Here is a 24,087-nt window from a genome sequence, read left to right on the forward strand (position 1 = left end):
TTTGGCAAACAGCAACAGGAGCACAGGCAGACATGAGAGAGGAACGTAATTGGATCAGCGACCGCCTGGCTTCGTTCGGCGACGGCATTGCGCTGATCGCCGATGGGCAGCAGTCCTCCTTCAACGCCATAGGGCAAGCGATGATGTCCTGGCGGGCGCTTCTGGCGCACCAGAACATCGCGTGCTGCACGGTAATCGTCAATGGTGATTATAGCTGCGCGATGGTGGGGGCGATTCTGGCCTTGTACACCCGGCATTGCGTGGTGGTGCCACTCAATCGCAGTTCGTCTGAACGCTGCGCGGCGGTGGCACGTACGACAGGGGCCAGTTGGATCATCGACGCCGATCACCCCGGCGATCTGCAGGCGTTAACCACACAGTTGCCCACCCACGAGTTGGTGGCAGGCCTGTTCGATCGCCGAGAAGCCGGTCTGATATTGCTCAGTTCAGGCAGCAGCGGCGAGCCCAAGGCCATCCTGCTCAGCCTCGAAAGGCTTTTTGCCAAATACCGCGATGCGCCGCGCTCAAGGCCTCGTACCACGGCTGCATTCCTGTTGCTGGACCATATCGGCGGTTTCAATACGTTGCTGCACTGTTTATTCAGCGGCTCGACACTGGTCAAGCTCGATTCCCGCGACGCCGTGAGCATTTGCCGGCAGATTGCTGAACACCGGATCCAGCTCCTTCCCGCCACCCCTACATTTCTCAACATGCTGCTATGGGGACGGGCGTACGAGACCTACGATCTTTCCAGCCTGGAACTGGTGACCTACGGCACCGAGACCATGCCCGAATCGACCCTGGCCGCGCTGAACGAGGTGTTCCCGGCTGTGCGTTTCAAGCAGACCTATGGCATGAGCGAGCTGGGCATCCTCTCCACGCGCTCGGAGTCGAGTGACTCGCTGTGGATTCAAATTGCCACTGACGATGTGCAGGTGAAGGTGGTTGATCAGATTCTGTGGATCAAGACCCGCACCGCGATGCTCGGCTATCTGAACGCGCCGTCGGTGATCGATCAGGAGGGCTGGCTATGCACGGGGGATCTGGTTGAAACCCGTGGCGATTATTTCCGCATCCTCGGGCGTGGAGAAAGCCTGATCAATGTGGGAGGGCTCAAAGTGCTGCCGGTAGAAGTCGAGAGTCGGCTGTTGAGCCTCCCCTTCGTCAAGGATGCCGTGGTATGGGGGCGCAAGAGTCCGGTCACCGGGCAGATCGTGGCCGCCACGGTCGTTCTGGAGGGTGAGTTGGACACCGACGACGCCAAGCGCCAGATCATGCTGCATTGCCAGCAAGGGTTGGAAGATTTCAAGGTGCCGCGTCATATCGAATTTGTGACCGGGCGCCTGCACAGCGATCGATTCAAGAAAATCAAGGTGGCCTCGCAATGACTGATGCAGTTTCTGACGCTTTACACACTCGCCATGACAGCGCTCCATCTGCGGTAAAGGGCACCATCATTGTCAGTGGCGGTAGCCAGGGCCTGGGATTGACGACGGTCCGATGTTTCCTGGAGGCAGGCTATAACGTCGCGACCTTCAGTCGTCGAGAGTCCCCGGCTGTCACGGAGTTGAGCGAGCGTGCCGACTTTCATTGGCAGGCACTGGACTGCACCGACTACTCAGCGCTCACCGCCTTCGTCCAGCAGGTGGAAAAGCGCTTCGGTGGCCTCGACGGGCTCGTCAACAATGCCGCCACCGGTGTTGAAGGCATCCTCAGCACGATGCGCGTGGCGGACATCGACAGTGCGCTTGATATCAACCTCAAGGGCCAGTTGTACCTGACCAAGCTGGTCACGGCCAAGCTGCTCAAGCGTGGCGCGGGCAGCGTGGTGAATGTGTCATCTATCAATGCCCTGCGGGGTCATTCCGGCCTGACGGTTTACAGCGCAACCAAGGCCGCGATGGATGGCTTGACCCGCAGCCTGGCCAAGGAGCTGGGCCCACGGGGCATTCGCGTCAACTCAGTTTCGCCTGGCTACTTTTCCAGCGACATGGTCAAGGACCTGAGCCCCCAGACACTCAGCAGGATCGAGCGCCGCACACCGTTGGGGCGTCTGGGTACCCAGCAGGAAGTCGCGGATCTGATCCTGTACCTGGTAGACCGGGGCACCTTTGTCACCGGTCAAAACATCGCAGTCGATGGAGGTTTCACATGCTGAATCATCAAGTCATGGATCAAGTATTCGATCAAGTAGAGCACCAGATCGCTCAGGTTCTGGGGGCGAAGGGTGGGCCTTTGGTGGCGGTGGAAATTGACAGCCGCTTCAGCGACTTGGGCCTGAGCTCCCTGGATCTGGCGACGCTGATCAGCAACCTGGAAGCGGTTTATGGAACAGACCCCTTCGCCGATGCCGTGGCGATCACCAGCATCGTGACCGTGGCGGACTTGTGTCGAGCGTATGCGCAACAGGGTGTGCCGGGGCCGAGTCCGGACCCGCTGGACGCCCAACTGCGTGATCTGCGCCAACTGTGAGCCAGGCCCTAGAGAGCCATCTGGGCGACCTGGCCGTTGTCGGGTTGGCATGCCGCTTTCCGGGGGCACCTGACCAGCGAGTGTTCTGGGAGAACCTGCGCCAGGGCCGCGAGTCGATCGTTGACCTTGACGATCAGCAACTGAGCGCGGCGGGTGTCACCCGCGAGCAATGGAGCGAGCCTGGTTATATCCGGCGCAGCCCGGTGCTTGAAGGCATCGAATGGTTCGATGCGCGGTTCTTCGGGGTTTCCGCGCGCGAGGCCATATTGCTCGATCCGCAGCATCGACTGTTGCTGGAGGTGGGGTATGAGGCGCTTGAGGATGCCGGGCATGTCAAGGCGGCTCAAGCCGGCGTGACGGGTGTCTATGCATGCATGGGGGGCATCACCACCAGCTATTTGCATCAGTTTGGTGACCGTCTCGACCCCTTGCATCATGAAACCGCCAGCCTGGTTCACCAGGGTAACGACAAGGATTTTCTCGCCACGCGCCTGTCCTTCAAGCTCAACCTGACAGGCCCGAGCATGACCGTGCAGACCGCGTGTTCAAGTTCGCTGGTGGCGTTGCACCTGGCCTGCAACGCGCTGCGCCTGGGGGAGGTCGACACTGCGCTGGTGGGGGCAGCCGCCATTCGTATTCCGCACCATACCGGTTATCCCCTCGGACAGAGCCCGTTATTGTCTCGCGACGGTCGTTGCTGTCCGTTTTCCAGTGATGCCAGCGGCACGTTGTTCGGCAGCGGCGTGGCGAGCGTCATCGTGCGCCGCCACGCCGACGCGATACGCGATGGTGATCATGTGTATGCGCTGATCAAATCCAGCCATGTCAACAATGATGGGGCGATGAAAATCGGCTACACCGCCACCAGTGTGCCAGGGCAGGCCAAAGCCATGGTGCGGGCGATCACGCTGGCGCGCGCCAATGCGCGGCAGATCAGTTATGTGGAGTGTCATGGTACCGCCACCAGCCTGGGCGACCCTCTGGAAATCAAGGCGCTTGAAAAAGCCTTCCGCCTGGATACCCAGGACCACGGTTTTTGTGCGATAGGCAGTGTCAAATCCAATATTGGTCACCTTGAACAGGCAGCCGGCATCGCCAGCCTGATCAAAGTGGCGTTGATGCTAAAGCACGACACCCTGGTGCCTTCACTCAATTTCACCACGCCCAATCCGCGCATCGATTTCGAGCATTCGCCGTTCCGGGTCAGCCAGGACACCCGAGTGTGGTCGCAGGCGCTGGAGCAACCCGCCGACACTGCGCGGTTGGCAGCGATCAATTGCCTGGGGATCGGCGGCACCAATGTGTTCAGCGTGCTGCAGTCCGTTGCGCCAGCTCTGGTGCGCGGGACCGACGCAGCGGTGGACGTGCCGATTTGTCTGTCTGCCGCAACGCGAGAGCAACTACGCCAATACCTGCTGCGGTTCGCCCATTTCGTCCGTGACAGCGGGCCAATTGATCGTCTGGCGCTGGCGCATACCATAAACATCAGCCGCAGCGCACATCGCGAGCGGTTCGCTGGTGTGTTGAAAGCAGGCATAGACGTGGACAGGTTTTTTGAAGAGGCCGCACACAGCGTGCTGGATGCGCCGGCGACGTTCACGCCGCGCCTGGTGTATTACCTGTGCGAGCAGCCGCAGCACCTTGACGATGCCAGTCGGCAGGCATGGCTGGCGGCGCCGAGATACCAGCGCATGGCCGATGATTACGCAGAGTGCCTGGGCCGTCTCTCCAGTACGCCACAGACCGTTGAAGCGGCGGCTCGCTGCGCCGAACTGGCGTTCGAAGTGGCGCTGTATCAACAGTTGGTGCGCTGGGGGATGGTGTTCGAGGCCGTGATCGACAGGGGTTACGGCCACTGGATCAACCGCTGTCTGCAGCTCGGGTGCGGCGCATCGTCGGCACTAGACGCTAGCCCTGAGTGGTTGAGCGCGTTTGTGCAGGAGGGGCAGGGCGCCGCCCAGCTTGCTTCCCCTGGCTGGCCTGATTCGGCCCAGGTTGCAGTGCTCGTCGTCAGCCGCCAGGCCTGGGCTGTAACCGTGCCATCGTCCGGGCGTTGCGTGCATCTGGCCGAGGAAATGCTGACGTTCGCTGACGTGGAACGCTTTGCCTGCGACGTTGTGCAGGCCGGAGTCAGCTTTGATTGGCTGGATTATTACCGCTTGGTAAAGGCACAGAAACTGTCATTGCCCACGTATCCGTTCGCCCGTCAACGCTATTGGCCAGTTGAAGACTGAAAGCCCGCGTGCGGTAAGTTTTTCATGGGCGCGGGAAGATGTCTCCCCATAAGGCTTATAGGTTGATGGCCGCCAGGAAGATGGGGAATATAAAAATCCAATCCGCACCGATGCCCGGGTCGCCGGCATCCACAGGAGGCGTAGATGCAGATCACTCGCCAGACCGTCCAGGACGCGTTGCAGGCCACCCTGGGCCGAGCCGTGACGGTCGAGCCACATGTGCCACTGATCGAGACTCGATTGAAAATCAACTCGCTGACCATGATGGCACTGTTCGCGCAGCTTGAGCGTGTCAGCCAGGTCACCGTTGCGCAAAAGGATGCAGTTGGCCTCTACGGTTGCAGTATCGACCAGATCGTCCAGTGGTTCGCCCAACGTGAGCAGTGAGGTCGTGAAGGCGTCGTCGCCGTTGGTAGAGCATCCGCCCGCTTGTCAGTTCGCCGCGAAGCGGGATGCGCTGGAGGAAGGCGGCACGCTGGCTGTTCAAGTAGAAGGGCAGGCGATATTGCTTTGCCAGGCCAGGCAGGCGGTCTATGCCGTGGAAAACCGCTGCCCGCATCAGGGTAAGACGATGGACGGCGCCTTGATCCGGCGCGGCCAACTGATTTGCCCGCACCACGGCGCCAGGTTCGATCTGGAGACGGGCGAGGCGTTGGGGCCGCATACCCGCTGCGCACTGACGACCTACAAGGTGCATCTGATCGACAGCGACGTGATGATCGAGCAACGCGCACAGGCCAGGCCGGAGTGCGGTACGTGAGCCTGCTTCGCCTGGCACCGCGGCTGGCAATGTGCGTCTTCTATTTTTGGTATGGCAAGGGAATGTGAGATGGAACAGTTGACCCCTGGCGTCGGTGCAAATGTATGCCTGGCATTAGCGCAGGTGTGCGATCGGCATGCCCAGCGTACTGCGCTGCACTTACCGGATCTGGGCAGTGCCGCGAAGCTGTCCTATGCCCAGCTTCATCAAGCTATCAGCAACGCAGCGGTGGCCTTGGCCGGGCTGGGTATCAAGCGTGACGATCGAATCGTGCTGTGCCTCGATGTCGAAGCCCATGCGTTGATCCTGGTATTCGCCTGCGCCTATCTCGGAGCGACCGCTGTAGTAGTGGGTAATCGCCTCAGTCAGGAAGAAATGCGCTACATCGTCAGCGATGCTGCGCCGAAGATGGTCGTCACCTCACTCAATGACCTGGGGTTGTTTGCCGGCGACCTGCATACTTCCATGGTAGTGGTGGCAGCCTCGGACGAGGACACCGGCGAGTGCTCCGTTTTTCCTGGCATCGATGAGCTCGTCTCCATGCGGGGGGCCTGCGTCGGCATGGCGTGCGTCGCAGGCGATCATCCAGCGCTGATCCTCTATACGTCGGGCACTACCAGCCAGCCCAAGGGCGTCGTCATCTCCCACGCGCACCTGGTGTGGTCAGCGCAGTCCAATATCGAGCACCTGCAGGTCACCGAAAACGATGTGACGCTGGTGTTTTTTCCGCTCTGCCACACCATGGCTTTTTCCTATCAAGTGCTCACCTCATTGTTTTCGGGAGCCGCCATGGTGCTGCGGCGGGTGTTCAACCCCCAACGCTTCTGGAGCGATGCGGCACACTTTGAATGCACATGGGCCGCGATCCTGCCGTTCGTTTGTCATGCCCTGGCAGCCCTGGAGAAACCGGTTCGACACAGCTTCAGGTTTTGGGGCTTTCCCAGCCGCAACACCGACGTGGAGGCGCTGTTTGGTGTGAAGACCGTAGGGTGGTGGGGCATGACTGAGCTGTTTGCCATTGGCAGTGTGACGAGCGAGCAGCACAGCGCGGACCTCAATTATTCGATTGGCAAGCCAGTGAGTGGCTACCGCTATCGGTTGACCGATCCCGTCACGAATGCCGGGCCGTTCAATGCGCGAATCAGTGCCGATCTGCAGTTCAACGCGCAACCCGGCAAGAATCTGTTTCTGGGCTATCTCAACAAGCCTGGCGAAACCCGCGACGCCTTCACAGAGGACGGTTGGTACATCACTGGCGACCGCTTTTTCGAGACTACCGAGGGCGTGCTGTTTTTTGATGTGCGCTTGAAAGACATCATCAAGGTGGGCGGGGAAAACGTATCGGCTTCGGAGATTGAGTTCGCTGCGTACGCCAGCGCCATGATCAGCGAAGTGGCGGTAGTGTCGCGCCCCGATCCCTTGTTGACGGAAACACCGGTGTTGTTTGCCGTGCTCAACGCTAGCGGTCGTGAGGACCAGGCGCTCGCCAGGCGGCATATCGAACAGGCCTGCCGCGAGCGCCTGGCCGACTTCAAGCGGCCTCGCGAAATTATTTTCCTGGAAGATTTTCCCCGTGCCGGCTTGCGCAAGATTGCCAAAAATCAATTGCGCCAGATGGCTTTGCAACAGGCCCATGAACCGGCCTGAGCAGGCCCGTCATTTACCGTTTGAGGAAGGCGACATGAAAAAGCTCTATGTGACCGGCGGCACTGGTTTTCTGGGAAGCCATTTTATCTATCGGCATTTGCTCACCGGTGAGTTCGATGTGACCTGCCTGGTCAGGGGGCGCGACGACAATGAGTGCCGACATCGTATCCGCGATGCGGTGCTCTCGGCGGGCCAGCATTATCCTGCCACTGACGCGCGACTCTCTTTTGCCGGCTTGAAAGCCCGGCGCGCCGATATCACCCAGCCGTTGGCGGGGATGGATATCGCTCAGTCCCGGGCGCAGGCCTCGGAGCAGGCGGTCTTCCTGCACTTTGCTTCATCGCTCAATTTCGAAGAAAAGAACCGCGACATTATCTATGAGCACAATATCAACGGCCTGACCCATGCGTTCCATGCAGCACAGGCGTTGGGCTGCCAGACGTTTTTCTATATCTCGACTGCTTATACCGCAGGCGTTGGTTCGGGTGAGGTGGAGGAATGCCTGCACCAGAGCACTGAATTCAATAACTATTACGAAGAAACCAAATGTGCGGCCGAGCACTTGATTGACCGCCTGTGCACTGCCAGTGGAATTGAGTTGGTGATTATCCGACCGTCGATTGTTATCGGTCCGCAGGCCACTCAATCCGCAGGTGGCAGCACCACTGGCCTGTATGGGTTCCTGAGGGAGGTCAACCGCCTCAAGCGCGCCATGCGCAACACTGAACAAACCGTGCGCCTGTCGGGTAAGCCCCACGCCAGGGTCAACCTGGTGCCAGTAGATCAGGTGTGCCAGGACATCATGCGGGTGTACGACAATCTGGCGAGTTGCCCGCGGGGCATCTTCCACGCCACGTCGTCGACCAATATCGAAGTGCGCGTGTTGCTCGATATTATTTCCCGGGCCATTGAGCTCAGTGGTTTGCAGATCGATGAAAGCGGGCTGGAAAACCCCTCGGCCATCGAGAAACTGCTGGCCCGTAAAACCGTGTTTTACAACCCCTACATCCACAACACCAAGACCTTTCTTCGGGCCGATGGAGGCGGCTGTGCGCTGACGATTGCAGACGTCGAGGGCTACATCAAGGGTGGGGTGGTGGCGCTGAGCCGACGCAAACCTGACCTCTTGCGTCAATACGTGATCGATACACAAGACCGGGTGCCCCTCAATGTCTATGCCTCGGCGGACAAGCGCAAGGAAACCGTCGTCTTCATCAACGCAGTCGGCATGCCTTTGGAACTGGCCAACCGCCTCAGGGAGGCCCTGGAAGATGACTTCCGCTTTGTTACCTGGGAAAGCCGCGGTATCCCCAGCCCCGTGGATGATATCGACACCATTGACGTCAGTGTTGCGGCGCATATCGGCGACCTGCAGCGGATTTTTGATTACTTCAATATAGAAAAAGCACATCTGATCGGCTGGTGTTCGGGGGCCTACATCGCCTATCACGCCCGCAAGTTGAAAGAAGTCGCGAGCCTGACGCTCATCAGTGGCGCGTATGGCCTGGTGAGCGCAGAGGAAGAGGAGACCGCTTTCATGCGCAACCTGCGGCAGGTGTTGCCGCTTATTTCACAGTCGCGTAGCCAGGCAGAGCGCTTTCACGCGTCGTTTTTTGCGCGCTCCGGCAGTGAGAATACCGAGAGTGCGACACAGAGCCGCCAATCCAGCGAGATCCTCGACGCGACGGATCCGAACCTTATCCACCTGACGAGCCTGCCCTTTGAATCCGCGGAGTCGCTGTATTGCTATAGCCGGGCTATTACCGCGCTGCAAGTCGGCGAGTACCCGCTGCAGGATGAGCAACTCGGGGTGCCGTGCCATGTCATCGCCGGCACCTGTGATGAAGCTGTGAGCCCCCATGAGTCAAAGCGCTTTATCGAACTGCATGAGGGTGCTGACTATTCGGAAATCGCTGGCATGGATCATTTTGGTTTGTATAACCACCTGGGGTTGTTGGGGGTGGTGACGGCGTATATCAAGAACCTCAGCCCGGTGATGCCGGGTTCCCAGGCGGATGCATAAGTCCAGCCTGCTCATCCACACGGCATCAAAGGAGGGAAGATGAAAAGCAAATTGATCGAGCACGTCGCGGACTTGTCCATGCCCATCGATTATCAAGAGGTCCTGGCACGCGACGATCAGAGCAGTGTCCCGGCCGATATGCGGGAGCATTTTCCCGCAGGCCGGTACAGGATGGAGGTTGATCGCGACGCCTATCTGTCTGCCGGTTTTCATCAACTGGAAATGGATCGGATGTGGTCTCGAGTTTGGCAGATGGCTGCGCGGGAGGAGCAAATTCCAGAGGCGGGGGATTTGACGCTCTACGAGATCGGCGAGTTATCCTTCATCCTCGTTCGTAACGAAGCACTGGAAATCAAGGCCTACTACAACAGTTGTCGTCATCGTGGCCGGCGCCTGTGCTCGGGCGATTCGAGCGTGCGAGAACTGCGTTGCCCCTATCACGGATTTGCCTGGGACCTGGATGGCACCCTCAAGCGCATACCGGCGGCATGGGATTTTGCCCACCTCGACTGGGAAGGTCGCCGTTTGCTGGAGGTCAAGACAGACACCTGGGGCGGTTTCATTTTCATCAATATGGATCCTGCCTGCGAGCCTTTGGCCGATTATATGGAGAGCCTGCCCGGTGAGTTGGCCATCAATCAGTATGAGGGCAAGTACATTGCGGGGCACAGCCGGCACATACTCCCGGCGAACTGGAAAAACGTCATGGAGTCCTTCATGGAAGGGTTGCATGCCCCCGAGACGCACGGGCATACATGGGCCCATCTGAGCGATACCCTGCAATACGATGTTCGACCCGATGAGCGTCATGTGAGCCGCAGTTTTCACGCGGTCGGGCTATCGGTCTGCGAGGATCATGAGCCGCTGTCCGAACAGGCGATCATGGATCAATTTCATCGCAACGTACTCAATGGGAAAAGCGGCCCCTACGCCCCTCACCTTCAGGCCGGCATGACAGCAAGGCGCTACATGGCCAGTGTGATGCGTTTGCAATACGGGTTGGCCAGTGGCAGGGATGTCAGTGGGTTGTCTGACGCTGAAGCCGTCGATGTACTGCAGTATTCGCTGTTCCCGAATATGATCTTCTTTCGCGGCATTTCTCTGCCGCCCGTGCTGCGTTTTCGCCCCAACCAAAACGACCATAATAGCTGCATCTTCGATCTTTTCTACTTGGTCGACATACCCAAGGGCGCGCAGCGACCCGAGCCTGCAGCGACCGTGGAAATGGGGCCGGACGACACCTATGAGCACGCCGGTGTACTGCCTGACTGGTTAGGCTATGTATACGATCAGGACATGGACAATATCAAGAATATGCGTGCGGGCCTGCAAGCCTTGAGCAATGACCCGCTGGTATTGAGCGATCTTCATGAATCCAGGATACGGCACTTCCATAACACACTTATGCACTATCTTGACAGGCGCGATTGAACCATTCGTCACGGGACTTAATGCGCGCCATTATGACTTTTGTTTAATTTGACAATCTATGTTTTTTCGTTAACTTACTTCTTGAAGTGGATTGGATCCAACCTGCCTGGCAAGGTGAGCGTTGCTCTTCGAATAGTGGCCATTCAATGTGGGGCGGCCACTAATAGTCCCCATATAACAAGGAGGTTAAGATGCTTGAAGACATTCTGATGTGTGAGACGCTGGAGGCCTGGAGTAAAGTGCTGTTTGCCTTGGCGAAAGAGTATGGATTTTCTTCGGTGCTGTTTGGGGTTAAGCCCACGATCAGTACGCCTTTCAGCTCTTCGACCATCATCAGTAATTATTCCAGGTCATGGCGCAGTATCTATGACGCGAATGCCTATTACGAAGTCGACCCTGTTGTGTTTCATTGCTTGAACAGTTCATTGCCGTTGGTCTGGACAAAGGAAAATTTTATTAACAAGCCCGAACAGCAATTGTATGAGGCTGCGAGTGCCAGTGGTGTTTGTTCGGGGCTGTGTATGCCCATCCATGGGCCGCGCGGAGAGTTCGGAATGTTGAACTTTATTACGGATGAGAAGTCACCGGCCGACGTCATTCGTTCCAAGGGGCTGCCACAATTTGCCTTGATGCGTGATTATCTGATCGAATCGTTCCAGAAAATACAGAGTGCTGCTGAAAAGGAGGTCGAAAAACCACCGAAGTTGACCGCTCGTGAGCTGGAATGTCTGAAGTGGGTGGCAGCCGGTAAAACCTCTTGGGAAATTTCGCGAATTCTGTCCTGTGCAGAAGTTACAGTTAATTACCATGTCACCAACTTTATGCGTAAGTTCAATGCTGAATCACGCCAGCACGCCGTGATCAGCGGCATCCGTTCCGGCCTGGTCACGCCCTGATGCGGATTATCGATAACGCCTTCAATTAAGGGTTCTTATGGTCAGCGCGTTCCACTTTCCTGAATACGACCAGTTGGACGGCATTGCGCTGGCTGAGATGGTGCGCCTTAAAGAAGTAACCCCTCTGGAGCTTGTGAGCGCCGCCGTTCAGCGGATCGACGCAGGAAATGGCGCGATCAACGCGGTGGTGCATCTTCTTGAGCGCGAGGCCAAGGCACAATGCGAGGTGCCATTGGCAGACGGCCCGTTGTCCGGCGTCCCCCTATTGGTCAAGGACCTGCTTGCGGAGATTCAGGGCTGCCCCACACGTAACGGCTCCCGGCTGTTCGCGCACTATGTTGCCAGGGAGGACTCGCAGACGATCAAGCGTTATCGACAGGCGGGGTTGATCTTTGTCGGTAAAACCGCGACGCCGGAGTTGGGCTTGCATCCCTATACCGAGTCTGATGCAACCGGTGCCACACGTAACCCCTGGAACTTGGAACTGTCGCCGGGCGGCTCCAGCGGCGGTGCCTGTGCAGCGGTCGCGGCGGGCATGACCCCGATTGCCCACGGCAGCGATGGAGGTGGCTCAATTCGGCTACCCGCTTCCCATTGCGGGGTTTTCGGCCTCAAGCCAACACGTGGTCGGTCTCCCTGCGGGCCGCATTTTTCAGAGTTATGGCAGGGTCTGGTAGTTGAACACGCGGTCTCAAAAAGCGTGCGCGACAGTGCTGCCATGCTCGATATCCTGATTGCGGGGAGTGATGATGCTGATGCTTACCGTTGGCCCGCACCGGCTCAATCGTTTCTTGCGGGTATCGGCGATGCGCCTGGCAGGCTGCGCATTGCTTATACCTTCAAGCCTTTTCTGGGTGGGGATTTGAGTCCCGACTGTCGCGCCGCGTTGGAAAGCAGTTTGAAGCTGTTGACGGACCTTGGGCACGAGGTGGTTGAAGCCCATCCACCCTTGGCATCCCCGGATCAATTATGCGAAGCCATGCTGACCCTGGTGTGCGGGGAAATGGCGAGCCTGGTGCAGAACGCGGGGCGCATGCTTGATCGCGTGGCGACTTACGCGGATTTCGAGAGCGGGACCTGGGCCCTGGCCCGGCAGGGCCATATCCTCAAAGCGGTCGATCTCGCCAGGGCGAGAGAGTTGGCGCTTCATCAGGGGCGCATCATGAGCGCCTTTCATGAACACTACGATGTGCTGGTGACGCCGGTAGCCAACCAGTTGGCATCGAAGGTGGGAGCGTTTCGCTTGAGTCCGTTGGAGGATCGCCTATCGCGTAGAGTATTAGGTAAATGGGGAATGGACTGGCCCCTGCGACTGGGCAATCGCCTTGCAGAACATTCGCGCACTGTCATGGAATATATGGGGTGGTCGACACCGTTCAATATGAGCGGGCAACCGGCGATGAGTGTGCCTCTGTACTGGAACGAAACAGGACTTCCCATCGGCACACAGTTCATCGCAAAGATGGGCAATGAGGCCTTGCTGCTGCAACTTGCACGTTCGCTTGAAGTTGCACGGCCCTGGCGACATCGTAGCCCGCCTCACTCTTCAGCGGCGTCAAGTACTCAGATCAAATAGCATTGACTGCGTCCAGGGTCTTGTTGCTCAAGTTAACTTCAACAGCGATGGCTCGTTCTACGCCGATAGTCAGGGGCGGGCCTAGCCTGACCAACTCCAGCCCCGCTTTCATCAGCATCTTTTCGACACCCACGGAAGTAACGGTGATGAGCTTTTCAACGTGCTGCGAGTGCGCATGCCTGATGAGGTGACCAATGGCCTTCATGGCGGTATTGGAAAAGCCGAAGCCGCCGCGCTCACTGGCACTTATGGCAAATCGGCTAAGCTCCCAGATGTTGGCGGCACGCGGAGGTTTTTTAGTGGTCAACAGGTTGGGGAACGTGTCTTTGAGCATATAGGGACCTGTGGTTGGCAATATACGCCAGCAGCCCGCCACTTTGTTTTCGTTGATATCATCGATCAGCAGCATATAAGTGGGGGCCAAGGCGTCGTAACCATCTATCTCCATGTCGGCAATTATCGACACATCCCAGCCTTTTTTATCCTTGAAGATTGAAGCCCGAAGTTTATGCATGCCCTCCAGATAACGTGGTGATATGTTCTCGCGTTTGTCTATTAGATATTTCATGCTGGCTTCCTCGGCTTCGAAGTGCATAGCTTTATGCAGATTGCATAAGCGTTAAACTATAAGTGTTGATAGGTATCCTGATATCAAGGAGTATGTGAAGATCCCCTTCTTCTGAGCGGGAGTTGGGCGTGTATGTATAGATGTTCAAAGTTTGTGAATGAGGTCATTTTTTTTCGAACGAAAAAAGGGATGACCCAAGCGGATTTCTGGGCGAAATTTGGTGTCACCCAGAGTTCAGGAAGTCGAATTGAAAAGACGGGGCGGATGCTTGTTCCGTTGTACATGCTGCTGCGCTTGTACTGCGCAGGGGTTATTGCAGACGATGATCTTGAGTTGGAGTTCGAGCGTATGGGCAAGTCTGCCTCGGACAGGTTCGGCTGACTCCCAAGCCAGGCGAGTACTGCTGGGTTATTTGAGTTTTTTCTTGCGTGTCTGGCGAACGGCCAAGTGTTCGAAAATAAACGACGCAGTGCCGAACACTGCAATTATTGAAAGCACGAGCATGCCGAGAGTTGAGCTTTCCACGGTGATTTCCTGCGTAGATTTGAGTTGACGATCACGCTAGGGCCTCGGCTTCCTGGCTTCAATAGACCCGACGCAAACCTTACGGCGCCGGGCCCATTGTTACGCGCTCTTTACGCGCAACGGCCGCTACGGCGCATTGCGGCTGTGACGGTAGTCGCTGACCGCTTCATACACCGCCTTTCGCAACCGGTTGATGCCGCCGATGGGGCGGTGTGCTTCCACACCGAACCAAGGGTTGAACGACTGGTTGTCACAGGCCAGGTTCTGCGCCGGCGTGTCGAAATCCTGGGCAGGAATCCTGACCTTGGCCACGGTTTCATACGGCGCATCGCTTTCTTTCCATTCGATGCTGGTGTCTTCGATGGGCATGAACTTTTGCGGGTTCTGCCGTTGGATCTGCAGCACGAAACAGGCCGCTACGCGGTCGGTGGACAGTTGCTGATTGAGGGCGCTGCGCAGGAAGTTCGGCAGGGCCTGGTTCTGTTTAGGCAGTACGTATTCCGGGCAGCTTTGCGGGTCGGGCGCGACGCGAAACTTGGCGTTGGCCGCGCCAAACTTGTAGGGCGACACTGAAAAGTAAGTCGTCTGCGTCGGGCTGGCCGGTGCGGGCGCCAGCGTTGCCAGGGCGATAAACAGGTGACGTATTTGCCAACTGCGCGGGTCGAGCTTGGGAAAGAACGCCAGGACCTTCTTGCCATCCGCTTGCGCGCCGATGTTCTGCGCGTATTCGGCGACATCGCTGACAAAGAAATTCGGGTGGCTGAACATCACGAAATCCTGCTCGGTGCGGGCTTGCTGGTCGGCCATCAGTTGCTTGCCCGGCACATCCAATAGCTTGATCGCCATGCCGCGGGCATCGCGGATGCTGTCGAATTGCGGGTAGGCGTTGCCGTTGGACAGGCGCATCGTCGCCTGCCAGACCTTGCCCGGCTCTGCGAACACGCCCTGGCGCAAGGCCGGGTCGAGATCCGCCAGAACGCTGACCTCGGCTTTCACGCAACCATGGGCCTTGGCATGGGCATCGCGCAGGTAGCGAGTGCCTTCGCGGTGCTGGTCAACGATGCGTACGGCGGTCTGGATGATGCCTTGGGTCATCGCTGCTTCACCCGGCGGGATCTGTTCATCCGCTGACACCGGGCCACTGTGCTGCCAGGCGAACCATACGGTCGCCAGTAGCCACCCCAACAGCCCAACGCCCACCAGCCACAACAGGGTCTTGCCGAGAAAAGCGCCGAGACGCAACCAGAGACGAGCGAGCATGGAACGTTCCTTGTTTTGTGATCGAATAATCATGGCAGTTGGTGCTCCAGCGGGCCGCCCAGTACTTTGAGGTACTCGAGCAGCGCCCAGCGCTCCTGGGGCAGCAAGCCACGGCCAATGACGCCATTGCCCCGCGCGCCTGCGCGGAATTCGTGGCCGCTGTTGTGATTGCCGGTGATTCGGGTATCGAACAGGAAGGCATTCTTGAACGAGGCGGTTTCAAAACCCAGATGGCGTGGATCGTAGTTGAACGTGCCTTTATAGAAGGTGGTGCTGCGTTCGTCCTGGGGCGAAAGCAGTTGGTAGATCGTCGGCACCGAACCGTTGTGCAGGAACGGCGGGGTAGCCCATACGCCTGCCAGTGGTCGCGCTTTATAGGCACGCAATTCGCGCACGCCAATCGGCAGGCCGAACCCGTCCAGGCTCGGGCGCTCGGCCGGGGTCACGCCGGCAGCGCGGTAGGCATGTTCTTCGACAAAGGCGGTGACGTAGGCCAGCCCCTGGGCCACGGACATTTTTTTCAGATCCAGTGGCGCGGTGGGCGCAGGGTGTAGTTCAACATTGAGTTGGGCCAGTTCGGCCGGGTCCCATTGCAGGGCGCTGAGGTCATAACGCTGGTCGGCAATGTTGCTGGCGGTGCCGGGGTCGGTGCCGATGTAGTCCACCGGCAGCATTTTCAACTGCTGCACCGGGCGGCCATTTTCCTCGGTGACCGCGGGTATATGGCAGCCAGCACAGTTTTCGGCGAAGAGTGCGCGGCCTTGGGCGGCGAGGGGTTTGTCGATGGCGCCGAACAAGTCCTCCGGCCAGGTTGGCGGCTTGAGGCGTTGCAGGGTTTCTTCGATCAGGTGCAGGTCCCGCACGCGTACGCTGGACGGGTAGCGAGCGTCGCCCTGGAGCGGTTGGCCGGCACTGTCGAAGAAGGCCAGGGTTGCGCCTACACCAAGGGCTTCACCGATATTGCGCGCCATGGGCTGCTGAGCCGAGCCATTCCACTGCACCCAGTCGAATGTCCAGATATCCCACAACTGCGGGTAGTCCACTGGGGCATTGGCGACACGATAATTGTCGGGGGAAATAGCGTCGCCAAAGCTGGCATTGGCGATGCGCCCGAAGGCGTCAGTACGACCGGGGCCTTCTTCGGTGGGATAGAGGCCGCGATGGGTATCATTCCAGGCGACTTTGAGGAACTGGTTCAGCGATTGTTTGAAGTCCTGGCGCAGCTGATGGTGCTGGGTATCGTACTGATCACCCAGGACTTTGCGGGCGAAGCGCTCGAACTTCCACGGGTTGTAATACGTAGCGGCAAGGCTGGCGACCAGGGCTTGGCCAAAACTGCCGCCCCGCAAGGTGGGTACGCTGGAGGGCAGCACGTGTTGCGCCGAGCCACCGTCGATACGCAGGGCCTGGCCCTTGAAGTGCAATTGACCGGTGTGGCAGGCCGCACAGGTGATATCCAGGTATTGAACCTGGCTGTCGGCGTTCTGGTGTCGGGCAAAACCTACCGGCAGGTTGCCAGGGTTTTGCGGGGTGGGCACTTGCTTGGGGTCGACCAGAAAACCAAAGCGCGCCAGGTACTCCGGCGCGGCAAAGCGTTGCTCGGAGAACGGCAGCTCCAGGGCCGTGAACCAATCGTAGTGCAGGCCCTTTACCTGGGTGCCCTGGGGCGTGAAGTAGTAGGTCTGACGGTCAGCGGCACTCCATTGATCCTGGTAGTGCACCTGCTTTACTGGCACGTAGTCCGGTAGCTTGGGGTTGAGGGTGTAATAGAGCACCACGGCCAGAATCAGGCCCAGGGCGATCAGTATCAGGAGTAAAACACGGGAAAAAGTGCGCAAGATAACTATCCTTGTCGAATTGTCGCGTTGTTATGCCACTGCGCCACAGGTGCGGCAAGTAGCGATGAGCCTGCTGGCAGGCGGTCCCGCGATCCGTCGCGGTGCCCCATGATAAATGGAAATGCTTTTAAACACGTGAACTTATCAGAAGTTTCCTGCTCACATGCCGGTAGCCATTGGTCGTGGCCGCCTGATAAGCTCGCGACTTTATTCGAATGCCCTTTTGGCGCATGAACAAGGAAATAGCATGAAACAGCATCGGTTGGCGGCGGCGGTGGCCCTGGTTAGCCTGGTACTTGCGGGTTGTGATTCGCAGACCAGCGTAGAGCTGAAAACCCCGGCGCAAAAAGCTTCCTACGGCATCGGCCTGAACATGGGCAAGAGCCTTGCCCAAGAAGGCATGGATGACCTGGACTCCAAAGCGGTAGCCCAAGGCATCGAAGATGCTGTCGGCAAGAAAGAGCAGAAGCTCAAAGATGACGAGCTGGTTGAAGCCTTCGCCGCGCTGCAAAAGCGTGCCGAAGAGCGCATGACCAAAATGAGCGAAGAGTCGGCAGCTGCCGGCAAGAAATTCCTCGAAGACAACGCCAAGAAAGACGGCGTCGTCACCACCGCTTCCGGTCTGCAGTACAAGATCGTGAAGAAGGCCGACGGCGCACAGCCCAAGCCAACCGACGTGGTGACTGTGCACTACACCGGCAAGCTCACCAACGGCACCACCTTTGACAGCTCCGTGGATCGCGGCAGCCCGATTGACCTGCCGGTCAGCGGCGTGATCCCGGGTTGGGTCGAAGGCCTGCAACTGATGCACGTTGGCGAGAAGGTCGAGCTGTACATCCCGTCCGACCTGGCCTACGGCGCCCAGAGCCCGAGCCCGGCGATTCCAGCCAACTCCGTGCTGGTATTCGACCTGGAACTGCTGGGCATCAAGGACCCAGCCAAGGCAGAAGCTGCTGACGCACCTGCTGCACCAGCCGCCAAGAAGTAATCGGCGCCTGAACACACAACGCCCCGTCTCGACGGGGCGTTGTTGTTTCTGGGTAAATCCGATAGAACCCGCAGCATTGCGCGCAGTCTGATGTAAGACTCGAGCACGGGTAGCCGCACATACAGGCCAAGTCAATGAAATCTTGGGTTTTTTTTATGTGCGCAAAAAACGCCCGATCTGACTGTAAGCCTTATAGACCGTGGCTTTCAGCTGATAAAACAGGCTCTGTTCACAAGGTTATCCACAATTTGTGTGGATAACCTTTTACCTCGCCTGGAACTGGAGTGCCTGATGAAACCACCCTTCAACTTCACCCGTTTTCTGCCCATGGCCGCGCGTCTGCTGGGCCGTGGACGTTTGCCGACCTTGCTGTTTGCCGTTGCGGCCAAAGGCTCAAGCCAGGGCAATCGCCTGGGCCAGCTCAAGGATGATCTCAAATTGCTCCAAGCCCTTTGCCTGGCTTACTGGCGCGGCGAATACCGAGCGATCAGCCCCAAGGCGTTGATCTCGGTGGTGGCGGGGTTGATGTACTTTCTGAGCCCGATTGACGCGATCCCGGACTTCATCCCGATGTTCGGCATGTTCGACGACATCGCGGTTCTGGCATGGGTCATGAAGACCCTGAGCGGCGAACTGAGCGCCTTTCGCGCCTGGCGGGATGCGCAACGCCCGGAAAAACTCGCGGTGGTTGAGCGCCTCCCTGCAACGCCTGAGCTGCTGGCCCAGGAAAACCCACAAAAAAACTAATGATGCCGGGGATCCCCCAGCGACCTTCGTGGCTGTTAGGATTACACTTCTAAGGAAAGAACTTACTTAGTAAGTGTTTTTATCCTACGGGGCAGTCATGGATATTCAGATCATTTCACGCGATGGCGCACCCGAATATGCGGTGTTGCCATGGGACCAGTACCAGGCGCTGCTAAAAGCTGCCGGTCAGCAGCCACCTACACCCGCTTCTTCTCCTGCCGCCTCTGCCGCCATCGACCAGGACCTGCGACCGCTCGCAGACCTGCGCGGCCTGCGTGAAGCCAAGGGCCTGGCTATCGAGACCCTGGCACGCACGGTGGGGATCAGCCCCTCGTACCTTGGTTTGATTGAAAGTGGTGAACGCCAGCCGGATGCCGCCATTCGCCGCAGCCTGGCCTGGGAATTGGGCGTGGCAGGTTGGAGGGATGAGTCTTGAGCCTACGTATCAGCCGTCAACACTGGGATGGGTTGCTCAACGAATTGGATCAGGCGCGTCGCCAGCGCCATTTGTTGACGTACCGGGCGCTGCTTGAGCGCCTGCAATTTCCGACGCCAGCCATGCAGACCCTGGCGGCTGCCCTGGAGCACCTGGCGGCGCTGGATGCCAAGGCCGAGCAGCCGCTGCGCAGTTCCCTGGTGATCAGCCAGGGTGCCAGCCGCCTGCCACGTACCGGGTTCTTTGAGTGTGTGGAGCGTCTAGGGCGCTTCAGTGGACCCTCCGATGGCGTGGCGGCTGCGTCCTGGCACGCTTCGGAAGTGGTGCGGGTGTTCGAGTACGAATACCCGGAGTCCGCCGAGGCTTAAAGCGCTGCTGAGTACATGTCCAGGCTGTCGATCACATGGATGCTGTAGCCGGCCACGTCCTTGGCATGGTGCTTGGCTTGCGAGGCCAGTTCTGCCAACTGGCTGGCATCGAGTTGCGCACAGGCCTGTGGATACAGATGCACCACACCGATAGACAGCGATAGCAAGGCGAACTCCTGGCGCACGCCCTGACGGTTGAGTGACACGAAGCAACCAGCATCCACGTGCTCGGCGCGGTAAAAGCGTCGGCATTGGGTATGGAAGTCGTCCAGCAACTGGTTGAGCCGCTTGCGCCAATCCTGCGGGCCCAGCACCAGCAAAAAGTCATCGCCGCCAATATGCCCGACAAAGTCGCGGCTGGGGTCTACCTGGTCGTTCAGGCATTGCGCCAGGCACAGCAGCACTTCATCCCCACGCCCGTAGCCGTAGATATCGTTGAACGGCTTGAAACTGTCGATATCCACATAACAGATCAGCGACTCGCGCTGTTGCTGCAACAGCCGAGCCAGGCATTGCTGGATCGGTACGTTGCCTGGCAGCAAAGTCAGCGGGTTGGCGTAGCGCGCCTGCTGGATTTTCAGTTCGGTGATCAGCTTGAGCACGTCGATCACCCGGCCCAGGCCCAGATAGTCACCGTTCAACGTGATGATGAAATCTTCTTCGATGCGCTGCCGTGCGCGGCTGGTCAATAAACGGCTGACCTGTTGCAAGGACTGGCTCAACTCCACCGCCAGGAAATCATCGCTCATCAATCGGCTGATCGGTTTGCGCGCAAACAAGTCGGTCGCGAACGGCTTGAGCAGCGCGTCCGACAGCGAGTGTCGGTGCACAATTCCAATCGGGCGACCGCCGCCATCCAGCACCGCCAGTGAATTGAGATTGGCCTGGTGATGGAACGCTTCCAGCACTTGAGCCGTGGCGGTGTCTTGATCCACCGCTGGCTGTTCGTTCAGCAGGGCGCTGAGGTCACTGCCTTCATCGCTGAGGGCAGTCGTGGTGTTATCCGGCTTGGGCAACATCAGGCGCGCTTCCTGCGGTGTGCAAACTGCCTTGAGCCAGGATTGAGCCCAATGCATTCAGCGGTTCGGTCACGGTCATGGCGATCTCGATCGAAAAAAAAGGACCGCAGGCGTTAAGCCTGCGGTCCTTTCATTTCACGACAGAATGATGTCTATATGATGACACTGCGTGGAGCGGTCACATTAAATTGCCATCATTTACTGCTTGGCCACCTGCTTGGTGATCTTCAGGTAGTCGAGGAGGATCCGGCCAGTCTCGGCCAAGTAGGCATCATCTTCCGGTTTGGTTTTATCCGCTTCGGTCGGCAAGGCATCTTCATCTTCTTTCTTCAGCTCTTTGAGCGGATCTTCACCCTTGGCTTTGCGGCGAGTGTTTTCCAGCACCAATTGCTGATTCTCGATGCTGGAGTGCTGTGCACGGCGATCCGCTTCGTTGAGGCTGACGGTTTTCTCTTCCATCAGCTTCTTGGCCAGGGCCAGCTTGTCGCGGATAAACACGAACTCGGCATCCTTGGCAGAGCGGGTGTCGTGGTCTGCCTTCAACTGCGTCAGGAACGGCTTGAACGGATCCGACGCCGGCTTGATCGCAGGGCGGATGGTGTCCCATGGCATGGCTTCAGGCAGTGCGCTTTCGCCGATTTCCTTGGTGTCGATAATCGACGGGAAATCGATATCCGGCAGCACGCCCTGATGCTGGGTGCTCTGCCCGGAAACCCGGTAGAACTTGGCCAGCGTCAGTTTCAGCTCGCCATGGTTCAGCGGCTGAATGGTCTGCACGGTGCCCTTGCCGAAAGTCTGGCCGCCGATGATCAGCGCACGGTGATAGTCCTGCATGGCGCCGGCGAAAATCTCTGAAGCCGAGGCCGAGAGACGGTTGACCAGCAACGCCATCGGCCCCTTGTAGAAGGCGCCCGGGTTCTCGTCTTCCAACACGTCGACACGCCCATCAGCATTGCGGACCAACACGGTTGGGCCTTTGTCGATAAACAGGCTGGTCAGCTCGGTGGCTTCTTGCAGGGAGCCGCCGCCGTTGTTGCGCAGGTCGATGACCACGCCGTCGACTTTTTCTTTCTGCAGTTCCGTCAGGATCTTCTTCACGTCGCGGGTGGTGGACTTGTAGTCCGGGTCACCGGCACGGAACGCCTTGAAGTCCAGGTAGAAGGCCGGGATCTCAATCACGCCCAGCTTGTAGTCCTTGCCATCCTGCTTGAGGTTGAGGACTTTCTTCTGCACCGCCTGGTCTTCGAGCTTCACCGCTTCACGGGTGATTGACACGATCTTGCTGGTCTGGTCGTTCGGTGCGTTGGTGTGCGGAATCACTTCCAGGCGCACCACGCTGCCTTTGGGGCCACGGATCAGCTTGACCACTTCGTCCAGGCGCCAGCCGACCACATCGACCATCTCTTTGTCGGCCTGGGCCACGCCAATGATCTTGTCTGCCGGGGCGACCTGCTTGGTCTTGTCCGCCGGACCTGCCGGTACCAAACGTACGATCTTGACCTGGTCATTGTCGCTTTGCAGGACGGCACCAATGCCTTCCAGGGACAGACTCATGTTGATATCAAAGTTTTCCGCGTTATCCGGCGACAGATAATTGGTGTGCGGGTCGTAGGACATCGCGAAGGTGTTGATGTAGGCCTGGAAGATATCTTCGGCACGGGTCTGGTCCAGGCGCGCCAACTGATTCTTGTAGCGCTTGGTCAATAGTTCCTGAATGGCCTTGGGCTCTTTGCCGGCGATCTTCAAGCGCAGCACTTCGTCCTTGACGCGTTTGCGCCACAGGTCGTCCAGCGCTGCCGTGCTGGTCAGCCAAGGGGCATCCTTGCGATCCACCAGAAGGGTTTCCTTCTGGGTGAAGTCGAGCTTGTCGATGCCTTTGTTCAGCTCACCCAGAGCGAAGTCCAGACGCGCTTTGACGCGGTCCAGGTAACGCTTGTAGATGGTGAAGCCGGGCTGCAGGTCGCCGCCTTTGAGGAAGTCGTCGAACTGCGTCTTCCACTTGTCGAACTCAGCGATATCGCTGGCCAGGAAGTAGCTGCGCGACGGATCCAGCAGCTTGAGGTAGCTGTCGTAGATGATCACCGAGCGAGCGTCGTCCAGCGGCGGCTTGCTGTAGTGATGGCGCTTGAGCAACTCGACAACGTTAAGGCTGGCAATCACCTCATCGCGATCAGGCTGAAGGTTGTCCCAGCTATTGGCTGCGAACGTATTGGTCGACATCGACGCGAAGCCGAGACCAATGAAAAAAGCGAGGGCGGTGCTGGGGAACAGATGCTTCATGCTGATTCGACGCGGGGGCAATTGATAACGCATATTAGGCCGTCTTTGAGGGAGCCGGTTCCATATGGTCCGGTCGCATAATGCAAAAAGCCCGACGCTACTGCTACGGGCTCAGTCCAGACTCACTATGGAGGCACTGTGAAAGCATTGCAAGGCGTTGAGGGGCATGTGGAGGGTTAGAAGAACCCAGTCCTACATTCGATGTAGTCCATATTGCCAACAGCCTGACCGAATCCTGGATTGAAATGCAGTCAGTGTGGAGCTGGCTTGCCTGCGATAGCGGTGCACCAGATGAAGAATTCTTCACTGTTGCACCGCTATCGCAGGCAGGCCAGCTCCCACAGGTTGATCTCTATTGATTCAGGTCCAGTGGTGGATCGGCCAGCCGGCCTGTTCGGCGTGGGCGCGCAACACCGGGTCCGGGTTCACCACCTGCGGGTGGTCGACCTTGAGCAGCAGCGGCAAGTCATTGCGCGAATCCGAGTAGAAATACGCCCCCTCCAGCGTTTCTCCTTCCTGCTCCAGCCATTCCAGCAGGCGCGTGATCTTGCCTTCACGATAGGTCAGCACGCCTACGGTGCTGCCGCTGTACACGCCGTGGCCGACGTCCAGGTTAATCCCCAACACTTCTTCAATACCGATACGCGCCGCAATCGGCGTGACCAGGTGAGTGCCCGAGGCGGAAATCACCAGGATCCGGTCGCCATTCGCACGGTGGCGGGCGATGGTCTTGGTGGCGTCGCTATAGATCAGCGGCTCGATCACGTCCTCAACCCACGGCTCCACCAGATGCTCGATTTCTTCCGGGGTGCGGCCGATCATCGGCTCCAGGCTGAAGTCCATGAAGTCTTCCATGCGCAACTCGCCTCGGCTGTAGGCGTCCATCAATTCGTTGTTCCTGCGCATGAACGACTCAGGGTCTACCCAGCCCAGGCGGCCCATCTGTTCGCTCCACAGGGTGGCGCAGTCGCCGTGGATCAGGGTGTCGTCCAGATCAAAAATTACCAATGCCATCCGTC

General features: G+C 58.4%; 21 protein-coding genes and 1 pseudogene. 16 read left to right on the top strand and 6 right to left on the bottom strand.

Features of this window, described 5'->3' with window-relative positions; translation table 11 throughout:
- Positions 1-32: 32 nt before the first annotated feature.
- From J1G33_RS16905 to J1G33_RS16955, 11 genes are all read left to right on the top strand, one after another.
- Positions 33-1,388 (top strand): fatty acid--CoA ligase family protein, encoded by a 1,356-nt coding sequence (locus tag J1G33_RS16905; RefSeq protein ID WP_223018439.1) that lies wholly within the window; start codon positions 33-35, stop codon positions 1,386-1,388.
- Positions 1,385-2,158, top strand: coding sequence for an SDR family oxidoreductase (locus J1G33_RS16910; RefSeq protein ID WP_078820783.1), 774 nt, complete (start codon positions 1,385-1,387; stop codon positions 2,156-2,158). Before J1G33_RS16905 ends, J1G33_RS16910 begins: the two co-directional genes overlap by 4 nt.
- Positions 2,152-2,472, top strand: a complete 321-nt coding sequence (locus tag J1G33_RS16915; protein WP_032877008.1) for an acyl carrier protein — start codon at positions 2,152-2,154, stop codon at positions 2,470-2,472. The genes J1G33_RS16910 and J1G33_RS16915 overlap by 7 nt, the downstream gene beginning before the upstream one ends.
- On the top strand, positions 2,469-4,706 hold the full coding sequence (locus tag J1G33_RS16920; RefSeq protein WP_223018440.1) for a polyketide synthase: 2,238 nt from the start codon (positions 2,469-2,471) through the stop codon (positions 4,704-4,706). The genes J1G33_RS16915 and J1G33_RS16920 overlap by 4 nt, the downstream gene beginning before the upstream one ends.
- A gap of 144 nt (positions 4,707-4,850) precedes the next feature.
- Positions 4,851-5,093, top strand: a complete 243-nt coding sequence (locus J1G33_RS16925; RefSeq protein WP_032877005.1) for a hypothetical protein — start codon at positions 4,851-4,853, stop codon at positions 5,091-5,093.
- Positions 5,083-5,466, top strand: coding sequence for a Rieske (2Fe-2S) protein (locus tag J1G33_RS16930; protein ID WP_050549317.1), 384 nt, complete (start codon positions 5,083-5,085; stop codon positions 5,464-5,466). Before J1G33_RS16925 ends, J1G33_RS16930 begins: the two co-directional genes overlap by 11 nt.
- A gap of 69 nt (positions 5,467-5,535) precedes the next feature.
- Complete coding sequence (locus J1G33_RS16935; RefSeq protein WP_223018441.1) at positions 5,536-7,113, top strand: class I adenylate-forming enzyme family protein; 1,578 nt, start codon at positions 5,536-5,538, stop codon at positions 7,111-7,113.
- Between the two features lie 34 nt (positions 7,114-7,147).
- A complete protein-coding gene (locus tag J1G33_RS16940) occupies positions 7,148-9,136 on the top strand; it encodes an alpha/beta fold hydrolase (RefSeq protein WP_223018442.1) in 1,989 nt (662 codons plus the stop codon).
- A gap of 39 nt (positions 9,137-9,175) precedes the next feature.
- Positions 9,176-10,567: an aromatic ring-hydroxylating dioxygenase subunit alpha gene (locus tag J1G33_RS16945; RefSeq protein WP_032877002.1), complete on the top strand. Its 1,392-nt coding sequence runs from the start codon at positions 9,176-9,178 to the stop codon at positions 10,565-10,567.
- Positions 10,568-10,758: 191 nt separating this feature from the next.
- On the top strand, positions 10,759-11,463 hold the full coding sequence (locus J1G33_RS16950; RefSeq protein WP_050549315.1) for a LuxR family transcriptional regulator: 705 nt from the start codon (positions 10,759-10,761) through the stop codon (positions 11,461-11,463).
- 37 nt (positions 11,464-11,500) lie between these two features.
- Positions 11,501-13,039 carry an amidase gene (locus tag J1G33_RS16955; protein WP_078820789.1) on the top strand — a complete coding sequence of 513 codons (1,539 nt, stop codon included), beginning with the start codon at positions 11,501-11,503 and terminating at the stop codon, positions 13,037-13,039.
- On the opposite strand, the gene J1G33_RS16960 is transcribed toward J1G33_RS16955, so the two are convergent.
- A complete protein-coding gene (locus tag J1G33_RS16960; RefSeq protein ID WP_050549314.1) occupies positions 13,032-13,607 on the bottom strand; it encodes an acyl-homoserine-lactone synthase in 576 nt (191 codons plus the stop codon). The genes J1G33_RS16955 and J1G33_RS16960 overlap by 8 nt on opposite strands.
- 189 nt (positions 13,608-13,796) lie before the next feature.
- Here J1G33_RS16960 and J1G33_RS16965 point away from each other — a divergent pair, with 189 nt between their 5' ends.
- Positions 13,797-13,988: a hypothetical protein gene (locus J1G33_RS16965; protein ID WP_050549313.1), complete on the top strand. Its 192-nt coding sequence runs from the start codon at positions 13,797-13,799 to the stop codon at positions 13,986-13,988.
- Between the two features lie 270 nt (positions 13,989-14,258).
- Here J1G33_RS16965 and J1G33_RS16970 read toward each other — a convergent pair whose 3' ends face one another.
- Together J1G33_RS16970 and J1G33_RS16975 are read right to left on the bottom strand one after the other, a co-directional pair.
- Positions 14,259-15,425: a catalase family protein gene (locus J1G33_RS16970; protein ID WP_223018443.1), complete on the bottom strand. Its 1,167-nt coding sequence runs from the start codon at positions 15,423-15,425 to the stop codon at positions 14,259-14,261.
- Entirely contained in the window at positions 15,422-17,230 is a 1,809-nt protein-coding gene (locus J1G33_RS16975; protein ID WP_223018444.1) for a di-heme-cytochrome C peroxidase, read from the bottom strand. Before J1G33_RS16975 ends, J1G33_RS16970 begins: the two co-directional genes overlap by 4 nt.
- Positions 17,231-17,477: 247 nt before the next feature.
- On the opposite strand from J1G33_RS16975, the gene J1G33_RS16980 reads away from it, so the two are divergent.
- The 4 genes from J1G33_RS16980 to J1G33_RS16995 all read left to right on the top strand — a co-directional run bounded on the left by J1G33_RS16980 (position 17,478) and on the right by J1G33_RS16995 (position 19,769).
- Positions 17,478-18,218: an FKBP-type peptidyl-prolyl cis-trans isomerase gene (locus tag J1G33_RS16980; RefSeq protein WP_005786709.1), complete on the top strand. Its 741-nt coding sequence runs from the start codon at positions 17,478-17,480 to the stop codon at positions 18,216-18,218.
- Positions 18,219-18,509: 291 nt separating this feature from the next.
- Positions 18,510-18,965, top strand: a complete 456-nt coding sequence (locus tag J1G33_RS16985; RefSeq protein WP_005786711.1) for a DUF1232 domain-containing protein — start codon at positions 18,510-18,512, stop codon at positions 18,963-18,965.
- A gap of 97 nt (positions 18,966-19,062) precedes the next feature.
- Positions 19,063-19,401, top strand: a complete 339-nt coding sequence (locus J1G33_RS16990; protein ID WP_005786712.1) for a helix-turn-helix transcriptional regulator — start codon at positions 19,063-19,065, stop codon at positions 19,399-19,401.
- Entirely contained in the window at positions 19,398-19,769 is a 372-nt protein-coding gene (locus J1G33_RS16995) for a hypothetical protein (RefSeq protein WP_005786715.1), read from the top strand. Before J1G33_RS16990 ends, J1G33_RS16995 begins: the two co-directional genes overlap by 4 nt.
- Here the strand turns inward: J1G33_RS16995 and J1G33_RS17000 are convergent.
- From J1G33_RS17000 to J1G33_RS17010, 3 genes and pseudogenes are all read right to left on the bottom strand, one after another.
- Positions 19,766-20,806 (bottom strand): annotated as a pseudogene (locus tag J1G33_RS17000) (GGDEF domain-containing protein); the annotation flags it as partial. The gene J1G33_RS16995 and the pseudogene J1G33_RS17000 overlap by 4 nt on opposite strands.
- A gap of 180 nt (positions 20,807-20,986) precedes the next feature.
- Positions 20,987-23,068, bottom strand: a complete 2,082-nt coding sequence (locus J1G33_RS17005) for a carboxy terminal-processing peptidase (RefSeq protein ID WP_228309648.1) — start codon at positions 23,066-23,068, stop codon at positions 20,987-20,989.
- A gap of 360 nt (positions 23,069-23,428) precedes the next feature.
- A complete protein-coding gene (locus J1G33_RS17010) occupies positions 23,429-24,082 on the bottom strand; it encodes an HAD family hydrolase (protein WP_032876994.1) in 654 nt (217 codons plus the stop codon).
- Between the last annotated feature and the right edge of the window lie 5 nt (positions 24,083-24,087).

Source organism: Pseudomonas sp. P867 (assembly GCF_019891455.1).
In the GTDB taxonomy this organism is placed as follows: Bacteria; Pseudomonadota; Gammaproteobacteria; order Pseudomonadales; family Pseudomonadaceae; genus Aquipseudomonas; species Aquipseudomonas synxantha_A.